Origin of the sequence: Kitasatospora sp. NPDC048365 (assembly GCF_043200835.1) — a bacterium.
Classification (GTDB): Bacteria; Actinomycetota; Actinomycetes; order Streptomycetales; family Streptomycetaceae; genus Kitasatospora; species Kitasatospora terrestris.
This window is the reverse complement of the sequence record NZ_JBICYJ010000039.1, coordinates 40310-54501: the sequence shown is the minus strand read 5'-3', so window position 1 is coordinate 54501 and position 14192 is coordinate 40310. Positions and strand designations below refer to the sequence as shown.

General features: G+C 73.6%; 12 protein-coding genes. 9 read left to right on the top strand and 3 right to left on the bottom strand.

Annotated features, from left to right (window positions below; translation table 11 throughout):
• Positions 1-42 precede the first annotated feature (42 nt).
• Positions 43-1101 (top strand): ATP-dependent DNA ligase, encoded by a 1059-nt coding sequence (locus tag ACGFX4_RS31440; RefSeq protein ID WP_393081560.1) that lies wholly within the window; start codon positions 43-45, stop codon positions 1099-1101.
• Positions 1102-1108: 7 nt separating this feature from the next.
• Here the strand turns inward: ACGFX4_RS31440 and ACGFX4_RS31435 are convergent, their stop codons facing one another.
• The gene (locus ACGFX4_RS31435; RefSeq protein ID WP_393081558.1) at positions 1109-2071 is read right to left on the bottom strand and encodes a TetR/AcrR family transcriptional regulator C-terminal domain-containing protein; all 963 of its coding nucleotides are present in this window, start codon (positions 2069-2071) and stop codon (positions 1109-1111) included.
• Between the two features lie 158 nt (positions 2072-2229).
• Between ACGFX4_RS31435 and ACGFX4_RS31430 the strand changes: the two genes are divergently transcribed.
• Positions 2230-3435, top strand: a complete 1206-nt coding sequence (locus ACGFX4_RS31430) for an FAD-dependent monooxygenase (RefSeq protein ID WP_393081555.1) — start codon at positions 2230-2232, stop codon at positions 3433-3435.
• A 6-nt stretch (positions 3436-3441) separates the two neighbouring features.
• Here ACGFX4_RS31430 and ACGFX4_RS31425 read toward each other — a convergent pair whose 3' ends face one another.
• Together ACGFX4_RS31425 and ACGFX4_RS31420 are read right to left on the bottom strand one after the other, a co-directional pair.
• Positions 3442-4104, bottom strand: coding sequence for a YoaK family protein (locus tag ACGFX4_RS31425; RefSeq protein WP_393081552.1), 663 nt, complete (start codon positions 4102-4104; stop codon positions 3442-3444).
• A gap of 398 nt (positions 4105-4502) precedes the next feature.
• Positions 4503-6455 carry a fibronectin type III domain-containing protein gene (locus ACGFX4_RS31420; RefSeq protein ID WP_393081549.1) on the bottom strand — a complete coding sequence of 651 codons (1953 nt, stop codon included), beginning with the start codon at positions 6453-6455 and terminating at the stop codon, positions 4503-4505.
• 321 nt (positions 6456-6776) lie between these two features.
• On the opposite strand from ACGFX4_RS31420, the gene tdh reads away from it, so the two are divergent.
• From tdh to ACGFX4_RS31385, 7 genes are all read left to right on the top strand, one after another.
• Positions 6777-7805, top strand: a complete 1029-nt coding sequence (gene tdh, locus ACGFX4_RS31415; protein ID WP_393081547.1) for an L-threonine 3-dehydrogenase — start codon at positions 6777-6779, stop codon at positions 7803-7805.
• A gap of 27 nt (positions 7806-7832) precedes the next feature.
• Entirely contained in the window at positions 7833-9023 is a 1191-nt protein-coding gene (locus ACGFX4_RS31410; RefSeq protein ID WP_393081545.1) for a glycine C-acetyltransferase, read from the top strand.
• A 102-nt stretch (positions 9024-9125) separates the two neighbouring features.
• Positions 9126-10067, top strand: coding sequence for a LysR family transcriptional regulator (locus ACGFX4_RS31405; protein ID WP_393081543.1), 942 nt, complete (start codon positions 9126-9128; stop codon positions 10065-10067).
• A gap of 129 nt (positions 10068-10196) precedes the next feature.
• Positions 10197-11090, top strand: coding sequence for a Gfo/Idh/MocA family protein (locus ACGFX4_RS31400; RefSeq protein WP_393081639.1), 894 nt, complete (start codon positions 10197-10199; stop codon positions 11088-11090).
• Between the two features lie 130 nt (positions 11091-11220).
• Complete coding sequence (locus tag ACGFX4_RS31395) at positions 11221-12108, top strand: hypothetical protein (RefSeq protein WP_393081540.1); 888 nt, start codon at positions 11221-11223, stop codon at positions 12106-12108.
• A 116-nt stretch (positions 12109-12224) separates the two neighbouring features.
• The gene (locus tag ACGFX4_RS31390) at positions 12225-12773 is read left to right on the top strand and encodes a SigE family RNA polymerase sigma factor (RefSeq protein ID WP_393081537.1); all 549 of its coding nucleotides are present in this window, start codon (positions 12225-12227) and stop codon (positions 12771-12773) included.
• A 63-nt stretch (positions 12774-12836) separates the two neighbouring features.
• On the top strand, positions 12837-14111 hold the full coding sequence (locus tag ACGFX4_RS31385) for a hypothetical protein (RefSeq protein WP_393081534.1): 1275 nt from the start codon (positions 12837-12839) through the stop codon (positions 14109-14111).
• Positions 14112-14192: the final 81 nt, after the last annotated feature.

Sequence of the window (14192 nt, the reverse complement as noted above, 5' to 3'; positions counted from 1 at the left end):
ACTGCCGTGCGGGCGCGCGTCCGGCGGGCGACGATCGGAGCCATGGACCTCCCCGTGATGCCGCCCGTGTCGCCGATGCTCGCCAAGTCGGTCGCCGAGATCCCGCCCGGCATGCAGTACGAGGCGAAGTGGGACGGGTTCCGCGCGATCGTCTTCCGCGACGGCGACGAGGTCGAGCTGGGCAGTCGCACCGGCAAGCCGCTGACCAGGTACTTCCCGGAGCTGGTGGAGGCGGTGAAGGCCGCGCTGCCGTCGCGCTGCGTGGTGGACGGGGAGATCGTGATCGCGCACGACGGCCGGCTGCACTTCGAGGAGCTGCTGGAGCGGATCCACCCCGCTGCCTCCCGGGTGCGCACCCTCGCCGAACGCACGCCGGCCTCCTTCGTCGCCTTCGACCTGCTCGCGCTGGCCGACGCCCCGCTCGCCGAGCAGCCGCTCGCGGACCGCCGCGAGGCGCTGGCCGCCGCGTTCGCCGGCGTCGCCCCGCCGATCCACCTGGCGCCCGCGACCACCGATCTGGACACCGCCCGCGCCTGGTTCGCCCAGTACGAGGGCGCCGGGCTGGACGGGCTGGTCGCCAAGCCGCTCGACCAGCCGTACCGCCCGGGCGAGCGCTCGATGTTCAAGGTGAAGCACACCCGCACCGCGGACTGCGTGCTGGCGGGCTACCGCGAGCACAAGAGCGGCCCGGTCGTCGGCTCGCTGCTGCTGGGCCTGTACGACGAGGGCGGGCAGCTGCAGCACGTCGGTGTGAGCGCCTCCTTCCCGATGGCGCGCCGCCGCGAGCTGGTGGAGGAGCTGGCGCCGCTGCGGCTGGACGACCTGGACGGCCACCCGTGGGCGGCGTGGGCGGACGAGGAGGCGCAGGCCTCCTCCCGGCTGCCGGGCGCGGTCAGCCGGTGGACCGGGAAGAAGGACCTGTCCTGGGTGCCGCTGCGCCCGGAACGGGTGGTGGAGGTCGGGTACGACCACATGGAGGGCACCCGGTTCCGGCACACCACGCAGTTCAAGCGCTGGCGGCCGGACCGGGAGCCGGAGGGCTGCACCTACGCCCAGCTGGAGGAGCCGGTCTCCTACGACCTGCGGGACCTGCTGCGCTGACCGCCGGTCACGGCTGCTCGCCGATGAGGACCGCCAGCCCGTCCAGCATCCGTTCGAGGCCGAACTCGAACAGCCTGTCCAGTTGGAAGTCGTACCCCGCCGAGGCCATCGCGGCGAGCCGCGGGAAGCGGGCCGGGTCGAGCAGGACGGACAGCTCGCCCTCCTGGGCGTCCATCCACTCCTCGCTGGTCTGGCCGGTCTGCGCCTCCGCCTCCCGCTCCAGCTCCAGGTTGAGCGCGATGCCGCGGACGTAGTTCAGCAGCACCAGGTGCGCGGTGAAGACGGTCTGGCCGTCCAGCCCGTGGTCCTCCAGTGCGGCCAGCACCCACTCGGTGTACGGCAGGGCGCTGGCCACCGGTTGCGGCCGGGTCAGCGACATCGCGGACGCCAGCCACGGGTGTCGGCGGAACGCCGCCCAGAGCCGGCGGGCCGCCAGGTCGAGCCGCTCCCGCCAGCCGGGCGGCGGGTCGGCGGGCAGCGGGTGGCCGGCGAAGGCGGCGTCGAGCATCCGGAAGAGCAGGTCCTCCTTGTCGGTCACATGGCGGTACAGCGACATGGTGGCGGCGCCGAGTTCGGTCGCCACCCGGCGCATGGAGAGCGCGGCGAGTCCTTCCGCGTCGGCCACCGCGACGGCGGCGGCCACGATCCGCTCCGGCGTCAGCGCGGGCTCCCCGGGCTGCGGACGGGACGCGGCCGGCGGCGCGGCGGCGGCCCGGCGGGCGGGGGCCGACGGCCCGGTGGGGGAGGCCGGGCCGGGGCGGTCGACGGCGGCCACCACCGTGCCCACGCCCGGTACCGCCCGGACCAGCCCGGCGGTGCGCAGCTCGGTCAGCACCCGGGTGGCGGTGGCCATCGCCACGCCCCACTCGCGGGTGATCTCCCGGGTGGAGGGCACCCGGTCGCCGGGTGCCAGCTGCCCGCTCTCGATCCGCCCCCGAAGTTCGGCCACGATCTGGCTGTACCGCTCCACCGATCCACCTCCGTGTACTAGTGCACTCACCCTAGCGCCGGGCCTGCGCGAATGCCCGCAGGGCTCCCCTTCGGCGCCCTGGTGCACTAGTGCGGCTGCCGTGTGAGCTGCTGTTTTCAGGCTTGCAGTAGTGCACGCGTACACCGTACATTCGAGTCATGGAGAACAACGACATCCTCGTTTCAGGTGCAGGAATCGCCGGCCCCGCCCTCGCGTACTGGCTACGCCGGGCCGGCTTCAATCCCGTCGTCGTCGAGCGCGCCCCCGCGCCGCGCCCCGGCGGCCAGGCCGTCGACCTGCGCGGCGCCGGACGGACCGTCATCACCCGGATGGGCCTGATGGAGGCCGCCCGCGCGGTCTCCCTGGAGCAGCGCGGCTTCGCCCTGGTCGACGCCCGCGGCCGGATCGACGCCCGGATGCCCGCCGACGCCTTCGGCGGCGAGGGGATCATCTCGGAGATCGAGATCCTCCGCGGCGACCTCGCCGACCTGCTGTACGACGCCACCCGCCAGGACACCGAGTACCTCTTCGACGACACCGTCACCGCCCTCGACCAGGACGCCGACGGAGTGACCGTCACCTTCGAGAAGGCCGCCCCGCGCCGCTTCGCGCTGGTGGTCGGCGCCGACGGCGTGCACTCCACCGTCCGCCGGCTCGCCTTCGGCGGCGCCGACCGGTGCTTCCGGCCGATCGGCGGCTACACCGCCTGGTTCACCGCCGAGCTCGACCTGGACCTCGACGGCTGGTACATGATGCACAACACCCCCGGCGGCCTGGTCTCCTCCGCCCGCCCCGGCCGTCGGCCCGGCGAGGTGAAGGCCGGCCTCAGCTTCCGCTCCGGCCCGCTCACGTACGACCGCCGCGACCTCGGCGCCCAGCGCCGGCTGATCGCCGAACGCTTCGCGGGCGCCGGCTGGCAGACCCCGCGGCTGATCGAGGCGATGCACCGCGCCGACGACTTCTTCTTCGAGCAGATGGGCCAGGTCCACCTGGACGGCTGGTCGCGCGGCCGGGTCACCCTGGTCGGCGACGCCGGCTACTGCCCGACCCCGCTCACCGGCCTCGGCACCAGCCTCGCGCTGGTCGGCGGCTACCTGCTGGCCGGTGAACTCGCGTCCTCCCGCGGCGACTTCGGCGCCGCCCTGGCCCGGTACGAGGAGCTGATGCGCCCGTACGTCACCGGCGCCCAGGAGCTGCCGCCCGGCGGCATGGGCGGCTTCGCGCCGAACAGCGCCCTCGCCATCCGGATGCGGGCCGCCTCGATGCGCTGGATGACCCGCTGGCCGATGCGCCCGCTGATGGCCGCCCAGTTCGCCAAGGCCGCCGACATCGACCTGCCCGACTACGCCGAGCCGGTCCACTGACCCGGCTCACCGCTCGCCGCGGGACGGGAACCAGGCCGCCACCGCGACGGCGAGCAGCAGGGCCAGGACGGCGGCCAGCGCCGCGCGCGGCTCCACGTGGAAGTGCAGCAGCCCGCCGGTCAGCGCGCCGAGGAACAGGGCGAGGGCGGTCAGCCCCCGCCGGACGGTGGCCGGGCCGAGCGGGTCGGCGGCCAGCCCGGCGAGGCCCCGGGTCACCACCGTGGTCGGCAGGTCCGGCAGGGCCAGGCGGTGGACCACCCCGTTCTGCAGCCCCATTCCGAGCGCCAGCGGCACCAGCACCGGGTACCGGCCCGCCCCCGCCAGTTGCGCGCCCAGCGACACCGCGACCAGCGCCGCCTGCGCCCCCACCACCAGCGACAGCAGGCGGGGCCCGCCCGCCCGGGGCGCCACCCGGCCCGCCACCGCGGCGCCCGCCAGGAACCCGGCCAGCGCGGTCCCGGACGCGGGGGCGGACAGCTCGCCCACGCCCGCGAGCGCGAGCCCGAGGAAGGCCACGTTCCCGGTCATGTTGGCGACGAAGACCTTGCCGAGGTCCAGGAAGCTCACCGCGTCGACCAGCCCGCCCGCGAAGGTCAGCACCAGCAGCAGCGGGCCCAGCCGCGCGTGGGTGTGCCCGCCGGGAAACATCCAGGTGCCCTGAGCCGCCATGGCCCCAGTCCACCACGCCCGCCCGGCCCGGCCGCCCGTCCGCGAGATGCTGCGCCCTCGATTGGTCTGTTCGGACGCGGAGACGGTCGCCGCGCTGACCCCGCTGGGGTGTCTCGGGCGCCCCTCGGACGTGGCCGATGTGGGGCCTTCCTGGGCGGCCCGGACGGCGGCTGGGTCACCGGCCGGAACATCCGCGCCGGCGAGGGCCTGGCCTGACCGCGCAACCAGCCCCCGAAAGGTCCCTGCCCGGCAACCGGCCGCTGACCCGGGCGGTCGGCCGCCCGCCCGCCGACCGCCCGATCCGGCAGCTGCCGGCCCCGCGGCCGGAGTGGGCGCAGCGACGGGCCGACGCCCCGCCGGAGGATCCGACGGGGCGTCAGGGGTGGTGCGGTGGTGCGTCAGCCGGTGAAGCCGGCGGTGATGGAGGTGAACTGCCAGTCGCTCTGGGCGATGCCGGAGCAGGTCTCCTGCAGGCCGCCGCCGGCGCAGCCGCGGTCGCGGTTGACCGACCAGAACGCCAGGCGGGCGATGTGGTTGGTGTTGGCCCAGTCGCGGATGTCGGTCCAGTTCTGGACGGTGGTGGTCTCGTTGTTGTCGCTGAGACCGTTCATGCCGGAGATGCCGAGGTGGGCGTAGGCGGTGGCGTCGTCCCAGCCGAAGGTGGACTTCAGCTTGTTCTTGAGGCCGGTGGCCGCGCTCACGGTGGCGGTGTACATGTTGGTCGAGGCGTTGCCGAAGTCGAACGGCATGATGGTGAAGACGTCGATGTCGGCGCCGATCGCCTTGGACTGCTCGATCAGGCGGTTGCCGTCCGCGGTCGGGCCGGAGGTCGAGGTGCCGAAGGTGACGATGGTCTTCAGGCCGGGGTTGTTCTGCTTGACGATCTTCAGCGCGTTGAGGATCCGGTCCTGGACGGTGTAGTTCTCGAACTCGTCGGTGTTCTCGATGTCGATGTCGATCGCCTTGAGGTTGTAGGCGCTGATCACCGACTGGTAGGCACCGGCCAGGGCGTTGGCGTCGGCGCAGTTCGGGCCGAGCTTGTTGCCCTGCCAGCCGCCGAAGGACGGGACGACGTCGCCGCCGGCCGCCCGCACCGAGTTGATGGTCTGCTGGTCGACGCCGCCGGTCAGCGGGCGCTGCCCGTCCCAGGAGGCGTTGCAGCCGCCCGAGGAGAGGATGAACGCCATGGTGAACCACTTGATGCCGGTCGCGTTCATCACGGTGGTGGCGGCCGGCGGGTTGCCCCAGCCGTTGTACAGGTACGGCGCGGCCTGCTTGAAGCCGCCGCCGCCGGTGTTGGGGTTGGTGGTGACGCTCAGCGCGTTGGAGGCGGCGGAGGTGTTGCCGGCCGCGTCGCGGGCCCGGACCGTGAAGGTGTAGGCGGTGTTCGCGGCCAGGTTGCCGACGGTGGCGCTGGTGCCGGTGACCGTGGTGGCGAGCGTGGAGCCCTGGTAGACGTCGTAGGCGGTGACGCCGACGTTGTCGGTGGAGGCCGTCCAGGAGAGCGAGACCGAGCTGGTGGTCTTGGCGGTGGAGGCCAGCGAGCCGGGAACGGTGGGCGCCTGGGTGTCGCCGCCCGCGTTGGTGGTGACGGTCACGGCGTTGGAGGCGGCGGAGGCGTTGCCGGCCGCGTCGTGCGCCCTGACGGTGAAGGTGTACGCGGTGGAGGCGGCCAGGCTGCCGACGGTGGCGCTGGTGCCGGTGACCGTGGTGACCAGGGCTCCGCCCTGGTAGACGTCGTACCCGGTGACGCCGACGTTGTCGGTGGAGGCCGTCCAGGAGAGCGAGACCGAGTTCGCGGTCTTGCCGGTGGAGGCGAGCGAGCCGGGAACGGTCGGGGCCTGGGTGTCGGTGGTGCCGCCGGGGCCGTCCAGGCTGATGTCGTCCGCGTAGTAGGTGCCCTGGCCGTACCAGCCGTTGGTGTAGATCTCGGCGGTGGTCTGCGAGGCGCCGGTGGTGAAGGAGACCGACAGCTGCTGCCAGTTGGCGGCGGACGGCGTCCAGGTGGAGGTGCCGCCGGTGACGCCCAGGTACACGTAGGCGCCGCGGACCCAGCCGGAGAGGCTGTAGGTCGTGTTCGGCTGGACCTGGACGGTCTGGGTGCACTTGGCGTTGTCGCTCGCACTGGCGGCGCCGGCCAGGGCCTTGCTGCCGGAGTGCACGGGGGTGGTGACGACCGAGCCGGTGCCGCCCGAGCAGGACCAGCCGGAGAGCGTGCCGGTCTCGAAGCCGGGGTTGGTCAGGATGTTCGCGGCGTGCGCGGTGCTCGGCACGGTGACGGCGGCGGCCGCCGCCAGCAGGGCGGCCACGCCGGCGGCGGGCAGGCGGGTACGGCGGGTGCGGGCGTGCACGGGGGACCTCCGGTGGGGGTGTGGGGGTGGAGGTGCGTGGGAGCGCGGACTACAAAATGGACTGGACCAATTGGTCATGTCAAGGGCCGACCACGGTTCGGGACCGCACTGCTGAACCTCCGTCAGTGCTCGGAGCGCTGCTCCGTACGGGTGGCATTCGGCGCACCGCCGTCCGGGTCGCGGCCCTGGCCGGGCACGATCGTTCAGCCCTGCTGTGACCCCCGTTAAGAATTCCTCGATGGACCGCACCCCCTCCGACCAGGCAGATTTCAACCTCGGGTCGCACCCGACCCCTCCCTCCGTGCGTCAGGAGCGCTCGCAGTGAAGGCACTCGTCAAGCAGAACGCCGAACCCGGACTCTGGATGATCGACGTCCCCGAGCCGGAGATCGGCCCCGGCGACGTGCTGATCAAGGTGCTGCGCACCGGCATCTGCGGCACCGACCTGCACATCCGCAAGTGGGACGGCTGGGCGCAGCAGACGATCAGGACGCCGATGACCATCGGCCACGAGTTCGTCGGCGAGGTCGCCGCGATCGGCGCGGCCGTCGCCGACATCAACGTCGGCGACCTGGTCAGCGGCGAGGGCCACCTGGTCTGCGGCAAGTGCCGCAACTGCCTGGCCGGCCGCCGCCACCTGTGCCGCAACACCGTCGGCCTCGGCGTCAACCGCGACGGCGCCTTCGCCGAGTACGTGGCGCTGCCGGCGAGCAACGTCTGGGTGCACCGGGTGCCGGTCGACCTGGACGTCGCCGCGATCTTCGACCCGTTCGGCAACGCCGTGCACACCGCGCTGTCCTTCCCGCTGGTCGGCGAGGACGTGCTGGTCACCGGCGCAGGCCCGATCGGCATCATGGCCGCCGCCGTCGCCCGGCACGCCGGCGCCCGCAACGTGATGATCACCGACGTCTCCGAGTACCGGCTGGAGCTGGCCCGCCAGGTGGGCGTCTCGCTGGCGCTGGACGTCTCCAAGCACACCATCGAGGAGGGCCAGCAGAAGCTCGGCCTGCGCGAGGGCTTCGACGTCGGCCTGGAGATGTCCGGCCGCCCCGAGGCCATGCAGTCGATGATCGCCAACATGACCCACGGCGGGAAGATCGCCATGCTGGGCCTGCCGGCGAACGACTTCCCGGTCGACTGGGCGCGGATCGTCACCTCGATGATCACCATCAAGGGCATCTACGGCCGCGAGATGTTCGAGACCTGGTACGCGATGTCCGTCCTGCTGGAGGGCGGCCTCGACCTCAGCCCCGTCATCACCGGCCGCTACGCCGCCGCCGACTACCAGGCCGCCTTCGACGAGGCCGCGAGCGGCAACTGCGGCAAGGTCATCCTCGACTGGACCGTCTGACCCTCTGACCCCCCGCTAGGAGCCACTGTGTTCGACAACGTCCGCGACGACCTCGCCGCCACGCTGACCGAGATCCGCGAGGCCGGACTGTTCAAGCCCGAGCGCGTCATCGGCAGCCCGCAGTCCGCCTCCGTGACGGTCAGCTCCGGCACCGGCGGCGAGGTGCTGAACTTCTGCGCCAACAACTACCTGGGCCTGGCCGACCACCCCGAGGTGATCGCGGCCGCCAAGGACGCGCTGGACCGCTGGGGCTACGGCATGGCGTCCGTGCGCTTCATCTGCGGCACCCAGGACGTGCACAAGGAGCTGGAGCAGCGGCTGTCGCACTTCCTCGGGCAGGAGGACACGATCCTCTACTCGTCCTGCTTCGACGCCAACGGCGGCGTCTTCGAGACGCTGCTGGACGAGCGGGACGCGGTGATCTCCGACGCGCTCAACCACGCGTCGATCATCGACGGCATCCGGCTCTCCAAGGCCCGCCGCCACCGCTACGCCAACCGCGACCTCGCCGACCTGGAGAAGCAGCTCCAGGCCTCGCAGGACGCCCGCCGCCGCCTGATCGTCACCGACGGCGTGTTCTCGATGGACGGCTACATCGCCCCGCTGGCGGAGATCTGCGACCTGGCCGACCGCTACGACGCCATGGTCATGGTCGACGACTCGCACGCCGTCGGCTTCGTCGGCCCCGGCGGGCGCGGCACCCCCGAGCTGCACGGCGTGATGGACCGGGTCGACATCATCACCGGCACCCTGGGCAAGGCCCTCGGCGGGGCCAGCGGCGGCTACGTCGCCGCGCGCCGCGAGATCGTCGCCCTGCTGCGCCAGCGCTCGCGCCCGTACCTGTTCTCCAACTCGCTGGCGCCGGTCATCGCCGCCGCCTCGCTGAAGGTCCTCGACCTGCTGGAGACCTCCGACGACCTGCGCGAGCGGCTCGCGGCCAACACCGCGCTGTTCCGGACGAAGATGACCGAGGCGGGCTTCGAGATCCTGCCCGGCGAGCACGCCATCGCCCCGGTCATGATCGGCGACGCGGCGCGGGCCGGCCGGCTCGCCGAGCTGCTGCTGGAGCGCGGCGTGTACGTGATCGGGTTCTCCTACCCGGTCGTCCCGCACGGCCAGGCCCGGATCCGGGTCCAGCTCTCCGCCGCCCACTCCACCGAGGACGTGGAGCGCGCCGTGGCCGCCTTCGTCGACGCCCGCGAGGCGCTCGACGCCTGACCACCCTCCCTGAGCCGCCGGCCCCCCACCCTCGAACCACCCCGGGGCCGGCGGCTCGCCCGTCGGCGCGGGCCGCTCCGCCCGGCTGGCAGAATTGGCCGTGTGATCGACGCACGACGGCTGCGGACCCTGCGGGCCGTGGCCGACCACCGGACCGTGACGGCCGCCGCGGCGGCGCTGTACCTGACGCCCTCGGCGGTGTCCCAGCAGCTGGCCGCGTTGGAGCAGGAGACCGGGCACAGCCTGCTGCTGCGGGACGGCCGCGGGGTGCGGCTGACCGCGGCGGGGGAGATCCTGCTCGGCCACGCGGACGCGGTGCTCGCCCAGCTGGAGCGCGCCGAGGCCGACCTCGCGGCGTACAGCGCGGGCGCCGCTGGCGAGGTCACCGTGGCGGCCTTCGCCACCGGCATCGCCCTGGTGCTGGCCCCCGCCATCGCCGCGCTCGCGCAGTCCGCGCCCGGGGTGCGGCTCAAGGTGCTGGACGCCGAGGGCGACGCCAGCCTGCCGATGCTGCTGGACGGCCAGGCGGACCTGGCGGTCGCCGTCGAGTACCGGGGCGCGCCGCGCGCGGACGACCGCCGGCTGACCCGGCTGCCGCTGTACGCGGAACCGTTCCAGGCGGTGCTGCCGCTGACCCACCCGCTGGCCGGCACCGACGCGCCGCTCGCGGTCGCCGACCTGGCCGCCGACCCCTGGATCGGACCCTACCCGGGCAACCCCTGCCACGACGTGGTGCTGCTCGCCTGCGAGCACGCCGGTTTCCAGCCGCGCCTGGTGCACTCCTCGGACGACTTCCGGGCGGTCGTCGCGCTCGCCTCGGCGGGTGCCGGGGTCGCCCTGGTGCCCCGCTCGGCGCTGCGCGGGAGCGACCTGGCGGGGGTGGCGGTGCGTCCGGTGGACAGCGAACTGGCCACCCGCAAGGTGTTCGCGGCGGTGCGCAGCGGAGCCGAGCAGCACCCCCTGATCCGCCCGGTCCTGGACGCGCTGGCCGGCGCCGCCGCCGGGCTCGACCGAACCGAATCGGCCGATCTCGCGACATCCTGACTGCTCAGCGAGGGTTCTGGCATATGCTCCAGGCGGCGCGGGTCGGGTGACGGGCACCCGGCCGCCACCCCACCCTCGGCAGGAGCGCAAGCGATGAGCGACCACTCTCTCGACCTCGACGGCGCGACCATCCCGGTGGCGGTGATCGGACTCGGCGACATCGCCCAGAAGGCGTACCTCCCGGTCCTCACCGCCCAACCCGGCCTGGATCTGCGGCTGATGACCCGCGACCGGGCCAAGGTCGAGCGCATCGGCGACGCGTACCGCATCCCCCACCGCTACACCGACCTCGGCGCGGTGATCGACAGCGGCATCCGGGCCGCCTTCGTGCACGCCGCCACCGACCAGCACGTGCCGATCGTCGAACAGCTGCTGCAGGCCGGCGTCGACGTGTACGTGGACAAGCCGCTGGCGTACGACCTGGCGGGCGCCCGCCGGCTGGTCGAACTCGCCGACACCACCGGCCGTTCGCTGCTGGTCGGCTTCAACCGCCGCTACGCGCCCGGCTACCTGCTCGCCCAGGAGCGGCCGCGCGACCTGATCGTCCTGCAGAAGCACCGCGAGGGCCTGCCGGAGGCCGCCCGCACCCTGGTGTACGACGACTTCATCCACGTCGTCGACACCCTGCGCTTCCTCGCGCCCGGCGAGATCGAGCACGTCGACGTCCGCTCCCGGGTGCGCGACGGCCTGGTCGAGCACCTGGTGCTCACCCTGGCCGGGCGCGGCTTCACCGCGCTCGGCATCATGAACCGCCTCTCCGGCTCCACCGAGGAGGTGCTGGAGGTCTCCGGCGGCAACGCCAAGCGCGAGGTGCACAACCTCGCCGAGGTGGTCGACCACCACGGCCAGCCCTCGCTGCGCCGCCGCGGCGACTGGGTGCCGGTCGCCCGCCAGCGCGGCATCGAGCAGGTGGTGCTGCACTTCCTGGACGCGGTGCGCCACGGCAAGGTGCTGGACGCCCACGACGCCCTGGCCACCCACGAGTTGTGCGAGACGGTGGTCGAGCGGATCGCCGCCGGCTGAGCCGAGGGGACGGCGATCGGCCACAATGTCCGATTGACGTGGGCGAGTTCAGGACTTCCGCCGGTGGCGGCCGGGCGGCGCGGGTAGCGTCGCCGGCCGGAGCTGCCACCGGCGGAAGGAACGAACCCCGATGCTGCACGAGACCAATGACGTCCCGCCCGCCCACCTGGAGGCGGTGCTCACCGGCCTGACGCAGGCCGAGAAGGACTGGCTGCGCTACCAGGGCGCCGCACCCGACGACGACGCCGAGGCGCTGGCCGCGCTGGCGGCCGTCGCCGGCATCGCCAGGCGGGCGATTCGCCAGCTGGACGACGGGCAGACCCTGGACGGCCGCACCCCGGGCGACCAGGCCTACGACCTGAGGATGGTCTGCCGGTACCTCCAGGAGATCACCACCGGCCACGAGGCGATGGCCGGGCTGGACGCCCACGAGGCGTGGGCCGCCTGGAAGCTCACGGCAGGGGAGTGGGCCTCCTTCAAGGACCTGGCCGACCGGCTGCGCCGCGTGCTGCTGACCAAGGACGCTGCCGCGCTGCGGACCGCCGCGCCGAAGGCTGCCGGCAAGAAGAGCAACGCCGACATCCTGGCCGAGGAGCTCACCAAGCGGCTCGGACGGGCCGCCCCCAAGGGGAAGGAGGCGCGGGTGAAGGCCGTCCTGGTGCTCGGTGGCCGGGCGTACACCGGCGCCAACAGTGGCGGAGGCCTGCTCTACGTCACCTACGACCTGATCCGCCCGCGGGTCACCAAGATGGAGGACTGGAGCACCACCGGCTGCGCGGAGGCCTACGCCCTCGACCAGTGGGTGTACCAGAACGGCTTCGCCACCGCGGAGGCGGCGTACGAGGCGCTCTGCGGGACGCGGCCCACCTTCAAGGACGGCCGGATCGCCGCGATGGACGCCCGCACCGTCAACGGCAGCACCGGCCGGTTCTGGGTCAAGCGGATGCCCTGCGAGAACTGCCAGCAGTGGCTGAAGGCCCTCGGGATCACCGCCGACCGCATCCTGAACTTCAGCTGACCCGTCCCGCCGCCGAGAAAGTGCGCATCCCGCTGTAACGTCCGGCCCCCGCCGGTCCCTCTCTATCTGATGAGAGCGGCCCGCGGGGGCCGTCGCAGCCGAGGGGGAGCGGACGGATGGGACGGGCACGGGCCGAGACGGAGCGCGGCGACGCGGGGTTCCTGGAACTCACGGCGGGCTGCACCGGCCGGCTCCACCGCACCGCCTGCCTGCTCACCGGCGGCGACACCCACCTCGCCGAGGACCTGGTCCAGGAGACCCTGGCCCGGATCTACGTGGTCTGGCGCCGCCAGTACGCCTGGCCGTTCGGCCGCGGCCGGATCGACAACCCCGCGGCGTACGCCCACACCGTGCTGGTCCGTACCTTCCTGGAGCACCGGCGCCGCCGCTCCTCCGGCGAACTGCTGATCGGCGACCTCCCCGAACCGGACGCCCGCACCGGCCCGGACAGCGCCCTGCGCCTCACCCTGCTGCAGGCCCTCGCCGCACTCGGCCCCAAGGACCGCGCGGTCGTCGTGCTGCGCCACTGGGAGGACCGCAGCATCGAGGAGACCGCCGAGGTGCTGCGCTGCTCGCCCGGCGCCGTCCGCACCAGGACCACCCGGGCGCTCGCCCGGCTGCGCGTCCTGCTCGGCGACTCGCTGGTCGAACCCGCCGACCGCTGACCGACCACCGCACCCGTTCCGACACCCCACCGAACTCCACCATCACCGAGACGAGGTTCCCGCATGCCCACCGACCAGGAGTTCGAGGAGCAGCTGGCCCGCGCCCTGACCGCCGTCGGGGAGTCCCTGCCCGCCGCCGGCCACCCGACCGTCACCGCCGGGATCGCCCGCGGCCGCCGCCGCTGGCGCCGACGCAGCGCCGCCACCGCCGCCGGCAGCGCCACCGCGCTGGCCCTGGTCGGCGCCGGGACGTACGCGCTGGTCGGCCCGGGCCCGGCCGGCGGGACGGCCGGGCCCGTCGCCCCGCCCGCCAGTGCCACCGCGTCCGCGGCCCCCACGCCGAGCCCGAGCCCCAGCCCGACCGGCCCCGCCGTCGGCAGCGGACAGGTCCTCGCCGCGCTGCGCACCACCCTCCCGGACGGCACGTACGGGGAGCCGGGCAGCACCGGCAAGGCCGGCAACGAGCCCGGCACCGCCCTCCTGACCACCACCTACGACGACGGGCACGGCACGGTCCAGCTCTCCGTCACGGTCGCCCGCCGCCCGGCGGCCGAGGCCGCGGCCGACAACACCTGCCCTAACGCCAAGATCGTCCCGGTGGACTCCTGCACGACCACCACCCTCGCCGACGGTGCCGTGCTCACCGTGCTGAAGGGCTACGAGTACCCGGATCGCCGCGTCGACACCAAGCGCTGGACCGCCACCCTCTCCGGCCCCGACGGCCGGTGGATCCAGCTCACCGAATGGAACGCCCCCAAGGACAAGGACGCCCCCACCAGCCGCGCCAACCCGCCGCTGGACGCCGCACGGCTCACCGCCGCCGTCACCTCCACCGCCTGGAACCCGATCCTCGCCGCCCTGCCCGTGCCCGCCGCGACCCCCGCCCGGAGAGTGCAGTTCCCCAGCAAGGACATCCTCGCCACCGCCGCGAAGCTGCTGCCCGCCGGCCTCACCGAGGCCGATCCGAGCGGTGACGGCGACGGGTACGCCGACTTCACCGTCCGCGACGCCAAGGGCCCCAGCATGGTCGGCATCAACGTCCAGGACTGGCGCACCGACCTCGCCGAACTCGACTCCGGCAAGCCGGGCTCCGCCGCCGCCCAGGTCTACGCCGGCGCCCGCACCCTGCCCGACGGCACCCGGATCGTGGAGAGCCAGGAGGGCCGCAACCCCGGCCGCTGGGTGGTCGACGTGCTGCGCCCCGACGGCCTGCGGGTGGTCGTCTTCGCCCACAACAGCGCCGGTCCGCGCGAGCCCGCGAGCCGGCCCACGCCGGTCCTCACCGTCGAGCAGCTGCGCGCCATCGCGCTCAGCCCCGCCTGGCACCTGCCCACCTGACCACCCGGCCCGCACCTGACCTGCGTTTTTCCGGCGTCAATCGAATGCTTACTCGGGAACGTCATGCTCGATCCGTCGACG